We start from the raw sequence: 14,686 nt of genomic DNA on the forward strand, positions 1-14,686 counted from the left end.
ATTTCTTAATTTTTATATTCCTTCTCTAAAACAACTTTCTGAGGCAGTTCTGTCATGTCAGTCTTTACTACGGCAAAAGGATATGTTAGGATCTGAGCTGTTACATCTCCGGGCTTAGGATCAGTATATTTAGCAAAAACAGTCAATACTTTTTCACCGTCTTCATCATCCAGCGTCAGCTTGTCAATTTCCACCTCATATCCTGCTGTATTCTTTTCCCCTCTTGTTACTACAACGTAAATCTCATCATTAATTTTTGCAACTAAAGCTTTTTCTTTCATCCTGTAGTTCGGCAATACCTCTGCAATCTGTCTAGGCATATTTTCAGGATCTACTGTATCAAACGAAACATTTTCAGCTCCTTTTCCCTTAAAATATCTGAAGAAAAACAGAAGTGCGGCTATAAATACAACAATCGCAACTATGGTTACAATTCTTTTCATAAAAATCCCCCTATATATGTACTTCTTTATATTTTATTCTTTCGTTCCAAAATTATGCTAAATAGTAAAGAGTTTGTTTACAAAATGTATTAATAAAGTGTTTGACATTTGAGCTTGTCTTTAAGTATAATTTTATTATAACAAGAAACTGCTGGCGGTAAAAATTATATAAAAAATCTTACCAAAAGTATTTTAATAACCTTGTTTCAGAAAGGAGTTGGAAACACATGTCATGTAATTGCAGTGAATTTCAAAATATAACCAGCGATTTGCAGCTTTTGAATAAAAGCGTTTTAGATATTGTAACAAAGCTTGATGTACAAACATCCGTACTCAACAGAGCAGTTTTCAAATCTGCAACTCATTGCGGATGCATCGAAATACATGCGACTAAGCAATTATTTTCTCACAACAAAACACTTGAAGAAAATCAGACTGATGTAGATAATCATGTAGAAGGCAAGCTTTGTCCGAAATGCAAAGAAAAAATTGAAGAAGAAATGGGCGAGCTGCTGTTTTATCTTGCATCAATGTGCTCCGCACTCAATCTGGATTTAGATGAGATAATGTCATCAAAGCTTGATCATTTAAAAACATTGGGAATTTATAACCTTTTGTAATATCCGGATGTCCGGTCTTTAAGAAATATATGCTAATAATTACGCAAAAATAACAACGGCCGCCTGTACTTAATGTAAGGCGGCCGTTTCTAAATTAACCTCTTTGGCAAAGCTCTACGAGAACTCCTCCCGTGCTTTTCGGGTGGCAGAAAGCAATCTTGGCTCCGCCTGCACCATATCTAGGCGTTTCATCTATCATTCTAACTCCCTTTGCCTTCATCTCAGATATTGCAGCTTCTACGTTATCGACTCTGTAAGCCATATGTTGAATTCCTTCGCCGTTTTTCTCTATGAATTTTGCAACAGGGCTGTCTTCTGATGTAGCTTCCAGCAACTCAACTTCAGAATCCCCTGTGGGCAAAAAAGCTACCCTAACCTTTTGCTCAGCAACCACTTCAGTTCCTGTTGATTTCAATCCAAGAACACCTTCATAGAATTTCAATGCTTCTTCTATACTTTTTACTGCTATTCCTATATGATCTATTTTATTAACCATGTGTCGCCTCCCACTCAAAATAGTTATATTTTTAATTCACCGTTACCGCATTTATCATAGGTGAAATTACGTTATTCTTCTCTTATTGCTTTTAGAAACTCATCTCTTACTTCATAAATATTTTTTTCTTTAGTTATGATTTTACCGACTTCAGATTCAAGCTTATTTTCACTTGCTGCGCTGGAAATTACAATCTTTCTCAGTTCTGCTTCAATAAGCTCAACTATCTCCGTCCTCATATTATTCTTTCTTCTCTCATTTAGTTTACCACTCTCATTTAAGTACACTAAATGGTTTATTATTTCAGATTTCAAAATATCAATGCCTTCATTTTTCGATGCGGTAACTTTTACAACCGGAGGCCTTCTATCCATATTTGAACTTAAATCAAGCATCATGTTTACTTCTGTTGCAGTCCTGTCCGCACCAAACAAGTCACTTTTGTTTATGACAAATATATCACCTATCTCCATAATACCAGCTTTAATGGACTGTATGTCATCTCCAAGCCCCGGCACCATAACCATCAGTATAGAATCTGCAGTCTTGACAATGTCCACTTCAGACTGCCCCACTCCTACTGTCTCAATTATTATGTAATCATAACCAGCAGCATCCAAAATTTTTAATGCATTTTTAGTATGCTTTGAAAGTCCTCCGAGATATCCTCTTGTACCCATACTCCTTATAAATACATTGGGATGCAGAGCCAAATCCTGCATTCGTATCCTGTCTCCAAGGATTGACCCGCCGGAATACGGACTGGTTGGATCAACTGCTATAATCCCAACCTTTTTACCTTCATCTACGAATTTTTTTACTATTTTATCGGTGAGCGTACTTTTTCCAGCACCAGGCGGACCTGTAATACCTAAAATATTTGCCCTGCCAGTGTAAGGATGAATTTCTCTCAATATTTTTTCAGCCTCTTCAGGGTTACTTTCCACTGTTGTTATCAACCTTGCACACGCTCTTTTGTCCCCTGCAAGCATCCGCTGAATTAATTCCACTAAATCACCTCTTTTACTTTACTGCAACTATGATGCAAAATATTTTCTATAACTCTCTTTTTAAATTTGATTTAATAAATTCTATCATATTTGATGTAGTGGTTCCAGGTGTAAATATTTCAGAAACACCAGCCTTCTTAAGTCCGGGAATGTCTTCGTCCGGAATAACACCTCCGCCTACTATCAATACATCGTCAACACCTTGCTCTTTAAGTAGCTCAACAACCCTTGGGAACAGATAATTGTGTGCTCCGGACAATATGCTCATTCCCACAACATCTACATCCTCTTGAATTGCCGCGGCAACTATTTGCTCAGGAGTTTGCCTTAATCCGGTATATATAACTTCCATGCCTGCGTCTCTCAATGCTCTTGCTATAACCTTAGCACCTCTGTCATGCCCGTCAAGCCCAGGCTTTGCAACTAAAACTCTAATTGGTCTCATAATATTCCTCCTAATTTAAAGCAATACTGCTTGTTCATATTCGCCAAAAACTTCTCTCATAACTCCGCATATTTCTCCCAGTGTAGCATATTCTCTAACTGCATCTAAAATAAACGGCATCACATTTTCTGTTCCCTGGCAGGCCTTTTTTAACAAATCAAGCTTCTCTTTAACTACTTCATTATTCCTTGCAGTTTTTACATCTTCAATTTTCTTCTTCTGCATTTCACCAACTATAGGATCAACCCGCAACAATCCTTTTGGAGGTTCTTCATTAACTTGGTACTTGTTAACTCCTACAACTATTCTGTCAAGCGATTCGATTTCCATCTGATACTTGTACGCAGAATCAGAAATTTCTTTTTGAATATATCCTATATCAATAGCTCTAGGAGCTCCACCCAATTCATCTATCTTGCTGATGTATTCCATGGCTTTTTCTTCAATTTCTTTTGTTTTAGCTTCAATGTAGTACGAACCTGCCAATGGATCTACTGTATTTGTAACCCCAGTTTCGTTAGCCAAAATTTGCTGAGTCCTTAATGCTATTGTAACAGAATCCGTAGTAGGCAGAGCCAAAGCTTCGTCTCTTGAATTTGTATGCAAAGATTGAGTTCCTCCCAGCACTGCAGCTAATGCCTGCATTGCAACTCTTATAATGTTATTATCCGGCTGCTGTGCAGTCAATGTGCATCCTGCAGTCTGAGTATGGAATTTAAGCATCATTGATTTTTCATTTTTTGCTTTAAATCTTTCCTTCATTATTTTAGCCCAGAGTCTCCTTGCAGCTCTAAACTTTGAAACTTCTTCAAGCAAATCATTATGTGCATTAAAGAAGAATGAAAGTCTCGGTGCAAATGTGTCAACATCCAGCCCGGCTTTAATTGCCGCATCAACATACGCAATACCATCAGCCAGAGTAAATCCAACTTCCTGAGCTGCCGTAGATCCAGCTTCTCTGATGTGGTATCCTGAAATACTGATTGTATTCCATTTTGGAACCTCTTTTGAGCAATACTCAAATATATTTGTTATAAGACGCATTGACGGTTCTGTAGGAAAAATGTATGTTCCTCTTGCTATGTATTCCTTCAATATGTCATTTTGTATTGTTCCTCTTAATTTATCTGATGATACACCCTGTTTTTCTGCAACAGCTATATACATTGCAAGCAATACAGAAGCCGGAGCATTTATTGTCATTGATGTGCTAACCTTATCCAAAGGGATGCCGTCAAAAAGAATTTCCATATCCTTTAGAGAATCTATGGCTACGCCGACCTTACCGACTTCACCCTGTGCTAGAGAATGGTCTGAATCATACCCTATCTGCGTAGGAAGGTCAAAAGCAACAGATAACCCTGTAGACCCCTGCCCTACAAGATATTTATACCTTTCATTAGATTCTTCCGCCGTTGCAAAGCCAGCATACATTCTCATTGTCCATGTCTTGCCCCTGTACATTGTCGGCTGATACCCTCTTGTAAAAGGATACTGTCCCGGATATCCTATTTCTGTCTCATAATCAATATCTGCAACATCCTCCGGAGTATACAGCCTTTCCACATTCACACCGGAACCTGATTTAAATTCTGTTTTATTTTCAGGCGCTTTACTTAAAGACTTGCTTAACACTTTATCTTCCCAATTCTGGCGAGCCGATCTTAATTGGTCGAGTTTTTCTTTTTCAAACATAAAATCCTCCATTTTGATTAACAAGTATTTACAATCATTAAATATAATCCAAAAACCTTAATTTTGCAAGACGTTTACCCAAAAAGACTGTATATTTTTCAAACTTGCAGCAAAAGTTGCAAAATTTATATGGTGACAATATTAAAAAGAAATAAAGCATTGATTTTTCAATCATTTGCATTTCATATTGTTATTTTCAAAAAAAATCAAAATAAAGATATTAATTATTTTCTGTCATGCATTTCATTGGAAATATTACGAGATTCATTAGAATAAAAAAAGAGATCCTCCACCAACGAAAGTAATCATTTCATTTGTTATGTGAAGAATCTCATCACTATTAGTTTAAACTTCCTCAAACAGCATTTCAAATTCCTTGCCTGAAATTGTTTCTTTTTCTAAAAGGGCCTGAGCTACACGGTCCAATTTTTCCATGTTTTCACTTAAAAGTGTTTCTGTTTTATGATATGCGCTATCAATAATCCTTCGCATTTCATTGTCTATTCTGGCAGCAACCTCTTCTGAGTAGTTTCTTATCTTGTTAAAATCTCTTCCTAAAAATACCTCTTCTTCGTTTGTTCCATAAGTCATCGGGCCCAGCTCATCGCTCATTCCGTATGTTGTAACCATAGCTCTCGCAATTTTTGTTGCTCTTTCAATATCATTAGATGCTCCAGTTGAAATATCATCAAGAGCAAGTTTTTCAGCAACTCTGCCTCCCAAAAGTCTTACAATACTTTCTTCCATTTCTGTCTTTGATCTGTATGACCTGTCTTCTTCAGGCAGATACATCGTAAATCCTCCGGCACCGCCTCTTGGTATTATTGTAATCATGTGCACAGGATCCTTATTTGAAGATAACCTTGCAACAACTGCATGCCCGGCTTCATGATATGCAGTAAGCTTTTTTTCATTTTCGCTGATAACCTTACTGCGCTTTTCAGGCCCTGCAATAACCTTAGTTATCGCTTCCTCAATTATGTCCATAGTTATTAATGTCTTGTTCTGTCTTGCAGTCAAAAGAGCAGCTTCATTCATTGCGTTTTCCAAATCTGCAGGAGTAAATCCTGGAGTCCTTTTTGCTACAATTTCCAGATCTACATCATCTGCAAGAGGTTTTTTTCTTATATGAATTTTTAATATTGCCTCTCTCGCCTTTACGTCCGGAAGTCCTACATGAACCTGTCTGTCAAAGCGTCCCGGTCTCATCAACGCTGGATCTAATATGTCAGGTCTATTTGTAGCTGAAATTATTATAATACCTTCGTTTCCTGAAAACCCGTCCATCTCAACCAGAAGTTGGTTCAATGTCTGCTCTCTTTCATCGTTTCCTCCGCCGAGGCCGGCTCCTCTCCGTCTTCCGACAGCATCAATTTCATCTATAAAAATAATACATGGTGCGTTTTTCTTTGCCTGGTCAAATAAATCTCTTACACGTGAAGCACCAACCCCCACAAACATTTCAACAAAGTCGGAACCACTTATGCTGAAAAACGGAACCCCTGCCTCTCCAGACACGGATTTTGACAGATACGTTTTTCCTGTTCCCGGAGGGCCAACCAGCAAGACTCCCTTTGGTATTCTGGCTCCCAGCCTTGCAAACTTTGCTGGATTTTTAAGGAAATCAACAATTTCGCTTAACTCCTCTTTTTCTTCATCAAGTCCAGCTACATCCGCAAAAGTAATTTTTTTGCTCGGGTCATCATCTTTAACCATTTTTGCCCTGCTCTTGCCAAAGGACATTGCTTTTCCTGTTCCTCCCCCCTGAGACTGTTTCATGAATACATACCACAAAACTGCCAAAAGGACAAGCATTCCGATTGTAGGCAGTGCGCTTACCCATATAGGAGTGGCAGGTACAGGTTCGCCCACTATTTCTATTTCCCCTGATTCAATTTTGTCGGCAACATATTTGTCATAAAAACTTGAATTAAATAAAAAGACAGTTGGTACATATGAAGTAAATTTCGTATCGTCTTTGTAAACACCCTTTACCTCACTTTCAGTAAAGGATAGTGATTTTATGTTATTATTTTGTAATTGAACTATAAGCTCGCTGTAACTTATACTTTGTTCATCCTTCGCAGGTTCAACCATGCTTTGAACCAGCATGATAATTACGACAAATATAAGAACATACATTGCGATGCTTCTCATAAATCCTTTCAATTAAAGCCTCCTCTTTGTCTAAAAAGACCACTGTAATGATAAAATTGTAGCATATATTGAAATACTTTACAATTATTTATTGGTAAATTTCTTCTTTCAAAATTGCTATATACGGCAGATTCCTATATTTTTCATCATAGTCCAGACCGTACCCAACTACGAATTCATCAGGAACCCGAAATCCTGTATATTTGATTTCAAGATTGGCTTCCCTTCTGTCGGGTTTATCGAGTATTGTGCATATTTCTACCGACGCAGGCCTTCTTGATTTTAAATTGTCAACCAGATAAGACAGCGTCAATCCCGAATCTATTATGTCTTCGACTATAAGTACATGTCTACCCTCGATTGATGTATTCAAATCCTTAAGGATACGTACGACTCCAGATGACTGAGTATTTGATCCGTAACTTGAAATGGCCATAAAATCAATACCTAATGGTAAATTTATATTTCTCATTAAATCGCTTACAAATATTACCGCACCTTTAAGAACACAAACTAAAAGCAAGTCTTTATCCTTGTAATCATCAGTAATTTTTGCTCCAAGCTCCTTTACCTTGGACTGCAATACATCCTCCGTAATCAATATTTCTTTGATATCTCCGTTCATCAGTGCTGTTCCTCCATTGTAATGTTTAGTATTTTTTTTGTTGAATCCGACACCTTGTAGCTGTTATTGATTCTGAAGCCTTCCAACCACAATATATCACCGCCTGCTTCAATAATGAGTTTTTTATCTCGTTCAGCGGCAGGTATTTTCAAATCAATAAAAACATCCTTTATTTTCTTTTTTCCTGACATGCCGCAAGGAATCATCGAATCACCGGGACGTCTGTTCCTGACAATCGGGTTCCCTTTTAGTAAACCATAGTCCAAGCTTATGCTGTTCCTATTTTTTCTGTCAAATTCCGTAATATTCAAAATCTTTACAGTAAGTGTCTTTCCAACCTCAGGAATATACAAAGAATCGTTTAGTATAATATTATATTCAAAATTCGGAATGTTTTCAACATTTTTATTGATTATAAAATTATCATAACTGATTTCTGTTGTAAAGCCCTCCGTCAAATTAATTTTTTTTCCGGTATCAGCAGCTTGCATAAATCCAAGCATATAATTAATATGCTTCATTTCAATATTTATTGTATTTCCCTTAAGCTCCTCTATTGCCCTCTTTACTATCCTTCCAGATTCACCTGGTTCCAGAGACTTTAGCTTAGGAAGATTTAACACAACTCTTTTAGCATCTTTCTCCACCAGAAGTTCCTGAAATTTAAGTTCTGTATATTTTTCAATTATTTTTTTGTCCCTTTGCATTGCTTCAGACATTCTGTACAACGCATTCTGGATATTCGGATTGAAACTTTCTTCTAAATAAGGAATCAGATTTAATCTTATTTTATTTCTTCCGTATATATCATGAAGGTTTGTTTTATCTATGCAATATTCATAACTGTTATCATGCAGGTATTTTAAAATCTCTGACTTCGGAACATTTAGAATTGGCCTTATTATATTATTATTTTCAAAGCTCATCGCACTTAATCCGTCAACTCCTGTACCCCTTATGAGCCTTTGAAGCACAGTTTCCGCCTGATCGTTTAAATTGTGCGCAACTGCGATTTTCCCGCCGCCAAGTTCATCAAGATTTTCATTAAAAAAACCATATCTTAGTATTCGTCCTGCTTCTTCTTCAGTGACTTTAAGCTCTCGAGCATATTCGCCGGCATGCTTTCTCTTGACAAAAAGTCTTATACCATATTTTCTGCACAGATTTCTTGCGAATTCTTCGTCATGCATCGCATCTTCGCCTCTGTACATATGATTTATATGAGAAGCATACAAATTAAAGCCTAAAATTTCCTTTAGTTTTCTCAAATTGTGAAACAGGAATACGGAATCCGGTCCTCCGGATAGCGCTACAAGGATGGTTTCTCCTTTAAATATCAATTTTTTTTGCAATACATTCTGCTTTACTAAATTATACATATCTTCCCTCATTTTATTACATGTTATAGATTATACCACGGTTTTATCAATTTAAAAATATTTTTTAATTTTTTCGTAAAATATACAAAAAAATCTTCCATTGCGTATACCGGCATATGCCTCTAATATATATAATTAACATATAAATTGAATAATTAAAATAATGAGCTGAACTCAATAATAAAATTATCAATTTCAGCTCATCTCAATCCTATTAAATTTCAAAATTTATACATGCTGAATAAAATGAGAAATGCTATTTACAAGTTAGCTTCTTCTTGCAATGAAAACACATTAGCAATAGACAAACAGACAGAAGAGTTTTGTTTTTAACCTATTTTTGTAACCAGCACCGTCATGTCATCGATAATTTTGTCCTGCCCTCTTAAAGCATAGCTTAATATAGAATTAGCGATTGTTTGAGGATCCTTATTAACTAAGTATTCAATATATTTATCCAGAGATTTTTTTGTATCCATACCTATTGAATCTATTATACCATCCGATACCATAATAATAAGGTCTCCAATTTCCACCTTTTTTTTAAATGAACTGTATTCAAAGTTATCCAGTATACCCAGCGGAAGACTTTTACCGGATATTTTATCCACGGTTTTTCCACTTATAAGGTAAGAAGGCGCGGCTCCTGCTTTATATATTCGTATTTCTCTGGAACTATAATCAATTATATTAAAATCAAACGTTACAAATCTTTCTTCTCCGAGCTTTATCATTAAGATAGAATTAAGTGTTCTCAATATCTGTGCTTCTGAAAAATCAGTGTATAGAAATTTCGAAAGCAAGTCAACCGCTCCATTGCTTTCGTTATATGCCTCTTCTCCTGAACCGATCCCGTCACACAACACAGTATAATATCTATCAGCCCTTCCTGCATAGGCAAAATTATCTCCAGACACTTCACTTCCCTCTTTAACTGCAGAAGCGCTGTATGTCCTTATTTTTATTCTTTTTATATTTTTAAACTTCAAGACATAGTAATCTTTAGATGCGACTACTCTTTCAGTACATTTAAGCTTTACACCGCAAACATTTCTTACTATAAGCTCGATTGCGCTTTCAGCCTCCTCACATGATTTTTCTGTCTTTACAGTAACGCTTAAAGAAATTGTGTTTTTATTAGAGGAAACGACTTCAAAAAATTTAACATTTATATTCTGCCATAACAGCTGTTCTTTTATTTTCGTTTTTGCCTTATCCGTAAATATACTCACATTTCTGGGTTTTCTAAATTCAGCAATGTTTTTTATAGTTCCGGCTTCTCTTTGATACTCAGTGTTATTTTCCGCAGAAGCTGTTGAAGCCGCTTCTTCTTTTGCATCCACATTCCTTTCACTTTCTTTATTTGCAAATTTAATAACCTTGTCATATGATTTTTCTTCAGATTTCTTTATTTTTTTTGCTTTTTTATTTTTTATCCTATGAACATTTTCTTTTTTAAAGCCGTATTTTATATTTTTTATTACTTTTATGATTTCATTGGTAATAATTATTGCACTAAAAACAAAAATCGTTTCAAAAGTATTTAACATCAGTCCATTTACACTGAATCCATCTGCTAATAATATTGTTGTCTTTGAAACAAGCAGCACAATTGAAGAATATCCTGCTGCAATAAGAATGGAATGCCTTTCATCCTTAAAATTTAAAAAGTATGCATAGACGGCAATCAAAATAATAACATACACAAAGCTTGACTGTGCAAAAAGTACGGCAAATATTGCAGTAAGCAGCATAGATACAGAGCTTCCCTGCGCATAGCAATACGAACTCAATACCACTACTGCAAATGGAAATATTTCATCAATGATATTTTGCCTTGCAATAAAAAAACACATCATAAAAACAATCCAGTTTTCTTTGATGTGCTTAATTTCATTTTTTAGAAACTCTCCAATAATACCTGTAATGTATCTTTTATCGTTTGTTTGACCAATCATGATTTCCACCCCTTCACTTTATAATGGTAGCAGAAACAGAATGTAAAATGCTGTCAAACTATGCGATATCTATTCAGTTTTCCAATTCTTCTTCAAGCCCTATTCCTTGAATTAATTTATTGTCATTTTTATTCTTATCTATATATATAGTCTCATTCGGTTTAACCATTTTGTACTGTTCTCTGGCTATTTTTTCAACAAGCTCCAGCAATGCTTCCTCATCATTAATTTTTTCAACATCTTTTTTAAGATCCTGAACTTCCTTTTCGACTTTAGCTTTGCTATGATTTTTTTCATCTATTTCCTTGTTTAGTTCGTTTATCATCTGGTACTGATTAAATGCAGTATATCCAAAATAAAATATGAATACCATAAAAGCAAAATTTAATATATTAAATTTTCTTTTTTTCTTTTTGGGGGCAGATTTTATTAGCTTTTGCATCCTATGCTGATTTTTTATTTCTTTTTCTTGCATACGGAAGTCTTCATTATTGATTTTTTTCTTTAGTTCTATAATTTTTTGATCTTCGTTCAATTGTTCTTTTCCCCCTTTTTCTCTTTTTCATCTTGCGTAGATGCCTTTTTTTATTATATATCATTTTTTTGTTTTTTGAAAGTTTTTTTACCCTGAACTTAAAGAATTTATATCGTTTTTTTGCTGTATTTCTTGTTTTTTCGTATTTAAGTTTTATAGGGTACAACAATATTTTAAATTTGTTAATCAACATATTTGCAACATATTTAATGGGGTCAATCAACAAGCTTATTATCTTCTTTATAAATTTTAAAATTGCATCCACAATAAAAATAGCTGCTTTTAAAATATATCGACTGATTCCGTAAAAATATAATAGAGCGCCTGAAATAAATCCAATAAGAATAAAAAACCTGACATTGCCGAAGCTTATATCAAAAATAAGCTGTATTCCAATATATATACTTATCAGCCAATATAAAATATCTCCTATAGCAGTAGCAAACGCACTTAGTTTAGTATAATGCCTTACGAGTCTGTATATGTCCCAAATGAATCCGAGAAGCATTCCCCCCATTACAGAAACTGCAAGCATATATTCTTGAGAGTAAGGTAAGTAATCCATATAATCCTACTTAAATAATTTTTTAACCAAGCTTACTTTTTCTCTTTGACCTTCATATTCGGAATATACTAGGGAATTTATAACTCCTTTTACAATAAGCTTGCCTTCATCAACGTTCAATTTATTTATATTGAGCTTTTCACCCTTTATGGTCAACTTTCCTTTGTTAGTAATAAGTACAACCACTTCATCGTTAAAGTTGTCTACATTTTCTACTCCAGTTACGCTTAATATTTCCTTGTTTTCAAGCGTTAAGCTTTGTACGGCTTTCTCATCCATTTGCATTCCCCCCGAAATTGAGACATTCGATTTTTATTATTAATTATATGTATTTCATTTGTAATTATGAATAAATGCCTGCCTAAAATAAATACAAGGAGGGACTTCGCCCTCCTCTGCTAATTATTTTTCTTATGCTTTTCCTTATATATGTCTCTCGCCAATCTGCCGTTCAACATGCTCCTTTTTAGCGACTTTATGCTTTGCCTCGTTTTTATAGTTTTGCCTGAATTCATTAGTATTACAGCAAGTCCGTTTTCCTGCTCAACCTGATCAACAGCATTTAAGTCTACATATCCGTACGCCGCATCATGCTTAAACATAGGTTCTCTCACATTAACATATATATATACTGAATTTTCATTTACAACAACCGGCACCTTATTAGAAATGCCAAGCTCTCTACCGTAATTTATCCTGTTATGATACAGGCTTATATTATAATAATCCGCTAATTGCTTTATGCATGTTTCAACTGTTGTACTTTTTATATAAGAAGCCTCTGTCGTTATGACTTCAGTACAATTCCCTTTATCTTTTACATAAACTGGCAGCATAGCGTCGATTTGGTTAAATTCCAACTTATTTTTCATATTACACAAATCCTTTAATTAAAGTTTGCATTGAAATTCTAATGTTATGCTTTTTCATGTTTTATGCCAAACAGCCCAGTCATTTCAACCAAGTTCCGCTTTTTACAGCTAACAAATCTATATATATAATCATATTAGCCTTAAAGAAAGAGGGGTAGTCATGGGCTCTGACATTAATTATATTATTCAAATGAGTTTAAATGGGGACAAGAATTATCACGAAATTTTATTAGACAGGTTAAAACCGCTTATTTTTAAAAACATTTATATGTATTGGGATCCTATGGACCCCATAGCAGAAGATCTTGAACAGGAAGGTTATGTATTAATCTTAGAATCTCTAAAAGCCTATAACCAAAAAAGAAATGTTCACTTTCTTCAGTATGTAAAAATAAAAATATATTATTTTTATAAAAACTATTTTCGAAAAACAAGAAAAGATAATAATAAAAGTTATTCAGATGATTTGATTTGCGGTGAATTTCCATCCTGTTTAGACAATTTATTGGAAAAAGAGAATTCGAACGAACTGTATGAGAATATAAAAACCCTTTCAGCAATAGATAGAGAAATTCTTCGTTTGTATTACTATGAGCAGCTTACTATACGGGAAGTATCTGAAAGACTCGAAATGCCGCTCAGCACTTGTTCAGGCAGAAAAAAATCGGCAATAAAAAAACTATATAACCTTGCAAGATATCAGAAATAAAATAGAATCCCCAATAATTCGCTGTCATACCTGCATGATGCAAAAAACATAGCTGGTATGGCAGGTTTTATTATACCATTAAATTCTCTTTGAAAATTTCTGCATTTATGATAATATATAGCATGTGAAGACATAAGTATCTCACAGAAATATATTAGCAGGGAGAATTTTAATGAAAACTCGAGAAGTAAGATCAGTGCTTATATTGCTGCTGACAGCCGCAATATGGGGATTTGCATTTGTTGCCCAAAGAGTTGGAATGCAGCATGTTGGAGCATTTACATTTAATGGAGCCAGGTTTGCCTTGGGAAGTTTATCGCTACTGCCAGTGATTTATTTTTTTGGAAAAAAATCAAAAGATAGCGATAAATCCGACAATAAATCAATACCTAAAGAATCGGATTTAAAATTGACAATAATTGCCGGCATGATTGCAGGAAGTGTTTTGTTTATGGGTGCTTCACTTCAGCAAGTGGGACTAATTTACACAACTGTGGGAAAAGCAGGATTTATAACAAGTCTTTACATAGTAATTGTTCCTATCTATGGAATATTTCTAAAACAAAAAACTCATTATACAACTTGGATAGGCGCTTTTACAGCCGTCGTAGGACTTTATCTTCTAAGTATAAACGAGAGCTTTGAAATAGAGTTCGGAGATTTATTGGAAATTATTGGTGCGTTCTTCTGGGCAGCACATATACAGCTGATAGATAGGTTTGCAAAAAAAGTTGATGTAATTAAGCTTTCAAGCTTTCAATTTGCAACATGTTCTGTATTAAGCTTTATAGTTGCTTTCTTATATGAAGACGTAAGTCTTTTAGGTTTATCTGATGCATTGATACCTATTTTATACGGAGGTGTAATGTCCGCCGGAGTTGCATATACTCTTCAGGCCATAGGACAAAAGTCGGCAAAACCGTCACACGCAGCCATAGCACTAAGTATGGAAGCAGTGTTTGCTGCAATCGGAGGCGCTTTGCTGCTTAATGAAGTACTTCCCGCAAGAGGATACATGGGCTGCGCTCTAATGCTTTTGGGAATGCTTATAACTCAATACGAGAACATAAGGAAAACCCCGGATATTCACAAGGATACCGCTAAATAAATTCAAATAAGAAGGACAGCGCTAAAATCAACACTGTCCTTTTTTTACGCCATCTATACAATAATGTTG

16 protein-coding genes are annotated in these 14,686 nt (G+C 35.0%); 3 read left to right on the forward strand and 13 right to left on the reverse strand.

All coding sequences use genetic code 11. The features are described 5' to 3' along the window. Positions 1-5: 5 nt before the first annotated feature. Positions 6-443: a protease complex subunit PrcB family protein gene (locus RBQ61_RS14390; protein WP_213926160.1), complete on the reverse strand. Its 438-nt coding sequence runs from the start codon at positions 441-443 to the stop codon at positions 6-8. A gap of 227 nt (positions 444-670) precedes the next feature. On the opposite strand from RBQ61_RS14390, the gene RBQ61_RS14395 reads away from it, so the two are divergent. After that, on the forward strand, positions 671-1,063 hold the full coding sequence (locus RBQ61_RS14395; RefSeq protein WP_308137911.1) for a DUF1573 domain-containing protein: 393 nt from the start codon (positions 671-673) through the stop codon (positions 1,061-1,063). Positions 1,064-1,157: 94 nt separating this feature from the next. Here the strand turns inward: RBQ61_RS14395 and mce are convergent, their stop codons facing one another. From mce to RBQ61_RS14455, 12 genes are all read right to left on the reverse strand, one after another. Next, a complete protein-coding gene (gene mce, locus RBQ61_RS14400; protein ID WP_308137912.1) occupies positions 1,158-1,559 on the reverse strand; it encodes a methylmalonyl-CoA epimerase in 402 nt (133 codons plus the stop codon). Between the two features lie 71 nt (positions 1,560-1,630). Then, complete coding sequence (gene meaB, locus RBQ61_RS14405; protein ID WP_308137913.1) at positions 1,631-2,569, reverse strand: methylmalonyl Co-A mutase-associated GTPase MeaB; 939 nt, start codon at positions 2,567-2,569, stop codon at positions 1,631-1,633. A 46-nt stretch (positions 2,570-2,615) separates the two neighbouring features. After that, entirely contained in the window at positions 2,616-3,014 is a 399-nt protein-coding gene (locus RBQ61_RS14410) for a cobalamin B12-binding domain-containing protein (protein WP_308137914.1), read from the reverse strand. A 15-nt stretch (positions 3,015-3,029) separates the two neighbouring features. Continuing rightward, entirely contained in the window at positions 3,030-4,709 is a 1,680-nt protein-coding gene (locus RBQ61_RS14415) for a methylmalonyl-CoA mutase (RefSeq protein WP_308137915.1), read from the reverse strand. Positions 4,710-5,054: 345 nt separating this feature from the next. Next, on the reverse strand, positions 5,055-6,866 hold the full coding sequence (ftsH, locus tag RBQ61_RS14420; RefSeq protein ID WP_308140129.1) for an ATP-dependent zinc metalloprotease FtsH: 1,812 nt from the start codon (positions 6,864-6,866) through the stop codon (positions 5,055-5,057). Between the two features lie 88 nt (positions 6,867-6,954). Beyond that, positions 6,955-7,491, reverse strand: a complete 537-nt coding sequence (gene hpt, locus RBQ61_RS14425) for a hypoxanthine phosphoribosyltransferase (RefSeq protein ID WP_308137916.1) — start codon at positions 7,489-7,491, stop codon at positions 6,955-6,957. After that, complete coding sequence (tilS, locus tag RBQ61_RS14430) at positions 7,491-8,870, reverse strand: tRNA lysidine(34) synthetase TilS (protein ID WP_308137917.1); 1,380 nt, start codon at positions 8,868-8,870, stop codon at positions 7,491-7,493. Before tilS ends, hpt begins: the two co-directional genes overlap by 1 nt. A 329-nt stretch (positions 8,871-9,199) precedes the next feature. Further along, a complete protein-coding gene (locus RBQ61_RS14435) occupies positions 9,200-10,828 on the reverse strand; it encodes a PP2C family protein-serine/threonine phosphatase (protein ID WP_308137918.1) in 1,629 nt (542 codons plus the stop codon). 73 nt (positions 10,829-10,901) lie between these two features. Beyond that, on the reverse strand, positions 10,902-11,363 hold the full coding sequence (locus tag RBQ61_RS14440) for a septum formation initiator family protein (protein WP_308137919.1): 462 nt from the start codon (positions 11,361-11,363) through the stop codon (positions 10,902-10,904). Further along, positions 11,317-11,928 (reverse strand): spore cortex biosynthesis protein YabQ, encoded by a 612-nt coding sequence (yabQ, locus tag RBQ61_RS14445; RefSeq protein WP_308137920.1) that lies wholly within the window; start codon positions 11,926-11,928, stop codon positions 11,317-11,319. The genes RBQ61_RS14440 and yabQ overlap by 47 nt, the downstream gene beginning before the upstream one ends. Positions 11,929-11,934: 6 nt before the next feature. Beyond that, positions 11,935-12,207 (reverse strand): sporulation protein YabP, encoded by a 273-nt coding sequence (gene yabP / locus RBQ61_RS14450; RefSeq protein WP_308137921.1) that lies wholly within the window; start codon positions 12,205-12,207, stop codon positions 11,935-11,937. Positions 12,208-12,326: 119 nt separating this feature from the next. Continuing rightward, positions 12,327-12,800: a competence protein ComK gene (locus tag RBQ61_RS14455; protein ID WP_308137922.1), complete on the reverse strand. Its 474-nt coding sequence runs from the start codon at positions 12,798-12,800 to the stop codon at positions 12,327-12,329. A gap of 190 nt (positions 12,801-12,990) precedes the next feature. On the opposite strand from RBQ61_RS14455, the gene RBQ61_RS14460 reads away from it, so the two are divergent. Together RBQ61_RS14460 and RBQ61_RS14465 are read left to right on the forward strand one after the other, a co-directional pair. Then, positions 12,991-13,509, forward strand: coding sequence for a sigma-70 family RNA polymerase sigma factor (locus tag RBQ61_RS14460; RefSeq protein ID WP_308137923.1), 519 nt, complete (start codon positions 12,991-12,993; stop codon positions 13,507-13,509). A gap of 172 nt (positions 13,510-13,681) precedes the next feature. Then, positions 13,682-14,617 carry a DMT family transporter gene (locus RBQ61_RS14465; protein ID WP_308137924.1) on the forward strand — a complete coding sequence of 312 codons (936 nt, stop codon included), beginning with the start codon at positions 13,682-13,684 and terminating at the stop codon, positions 14,615-14,617. Positions 14,618-14,686 lie beyond the last annotated feature (69 nt).

Source organism: Sedimentibacter sp. MB35-C1 (assembly GCF_030913635.1).
Taxonomy (GTDB): Bacteria; Bacillota; Clostridia; order Tissierellales; family Sedimentibacteraceae; genus Sedimentibacter.

Excerpts from the sequence above, each read along its gene's own strand:
- RBQ61_RS14390 (WP_213926160.1), bottom strand. The coding sequence starts at position 443 with ATGAAAAGAATTGTAACCATAGTTGCGATTGTTGTATTTATAGCCGCA.
- RBQ61_RS14395 (WP_308137911.1), top strand. The coding sequence starts at position 671 with ATGTCATGTAATTGCAGTGAATTTCAAAATATAACCAGCGATTTGCAG.
- mce (WP_308137912.1), bottom strand. The coding sequence starts at position 1,559 with ATGGTTAATAAAATAGATCATATAGGAATAGCAGTAAAAAGTATAGAA.
- RBQ61_RS14410 (WP_308137914.1), bottom strand. The coding sequence starts at position 3,014 with ATGAGACCAATTAGAGTTTTAGTTGCAAAGCCTGGGCTTGACGGGCAT.
- RBQ61_RS14415 (WP_308137915.1), bottom strand. The coding sequence starts at position 4,709 with ATGTTTGAAAAAGAAAAACTCGACCAATTAAGATCGGCTCGCCAGAAT.
- ftsH (WP_308140129.1), bottom strand. The coding sequence starts at position 6,866 with ATGAGAAGCATCGCAATGTATGTTCTTATATTTGTCGTAATTATCATG.
- hpt (WP_308137916.1), bottom strand. The coding sequence starts at position 7,491 with ATGAACGGAGATATCAAAGAAATATTGATTACGGAGGATGTATTGCAG.
- tilS (WP_308137917.1), bottom strand. The coding sequence starts at position 8,870 with ATGTATAATTTAGTAAAGCAGAATGTATTGCAAAAAAAATTGATATTT.
- RBQ61_RS14435 (WP_308137918.1), bottom strand. The coding sequence starts at position 10,828 with ATGATTGGTCAAACAAACGATAAAAGATACATTACAGGTATTATTGGA.
- yabQ (WP_308137920.1), bottom strand. The coding sequence starts at position 11,928 with ATGGATTACTTACCTTACTCTCAAGAATATATGCTTGCAGTTTCTGTA.
- yabP (WP_308137921.1), bottom strand. The coding sequence starts at position 12,207 with ATGGATGAGAAAGCCGTACAAAGCTTAACGCTTGAAAACAAGGAAATA.
- RBQ61_RS14455 (WP_308137922.1), bottom strand. The coding sequence starts at position 12,800 with ATGAAAAATAAGTTGGAATTTAACCAAATCGACGCTATGCTGCCAGTT.
- RBQ61_RS14460 (WP_308137923.1), top strand. The coding sequence starts at position 12,991 with ATGAGTTTAAATGGGGACAAGAATTATCACGAAATTTTATTAGACAGG.
- RBQ61_RS14465 (WP_308137924.1), top strand. The coding sequence starts at position 13,682 with ATGAAAACTCGAGAAGTAAGATCAGTGCTTATATTGCTGCTGACAGCC.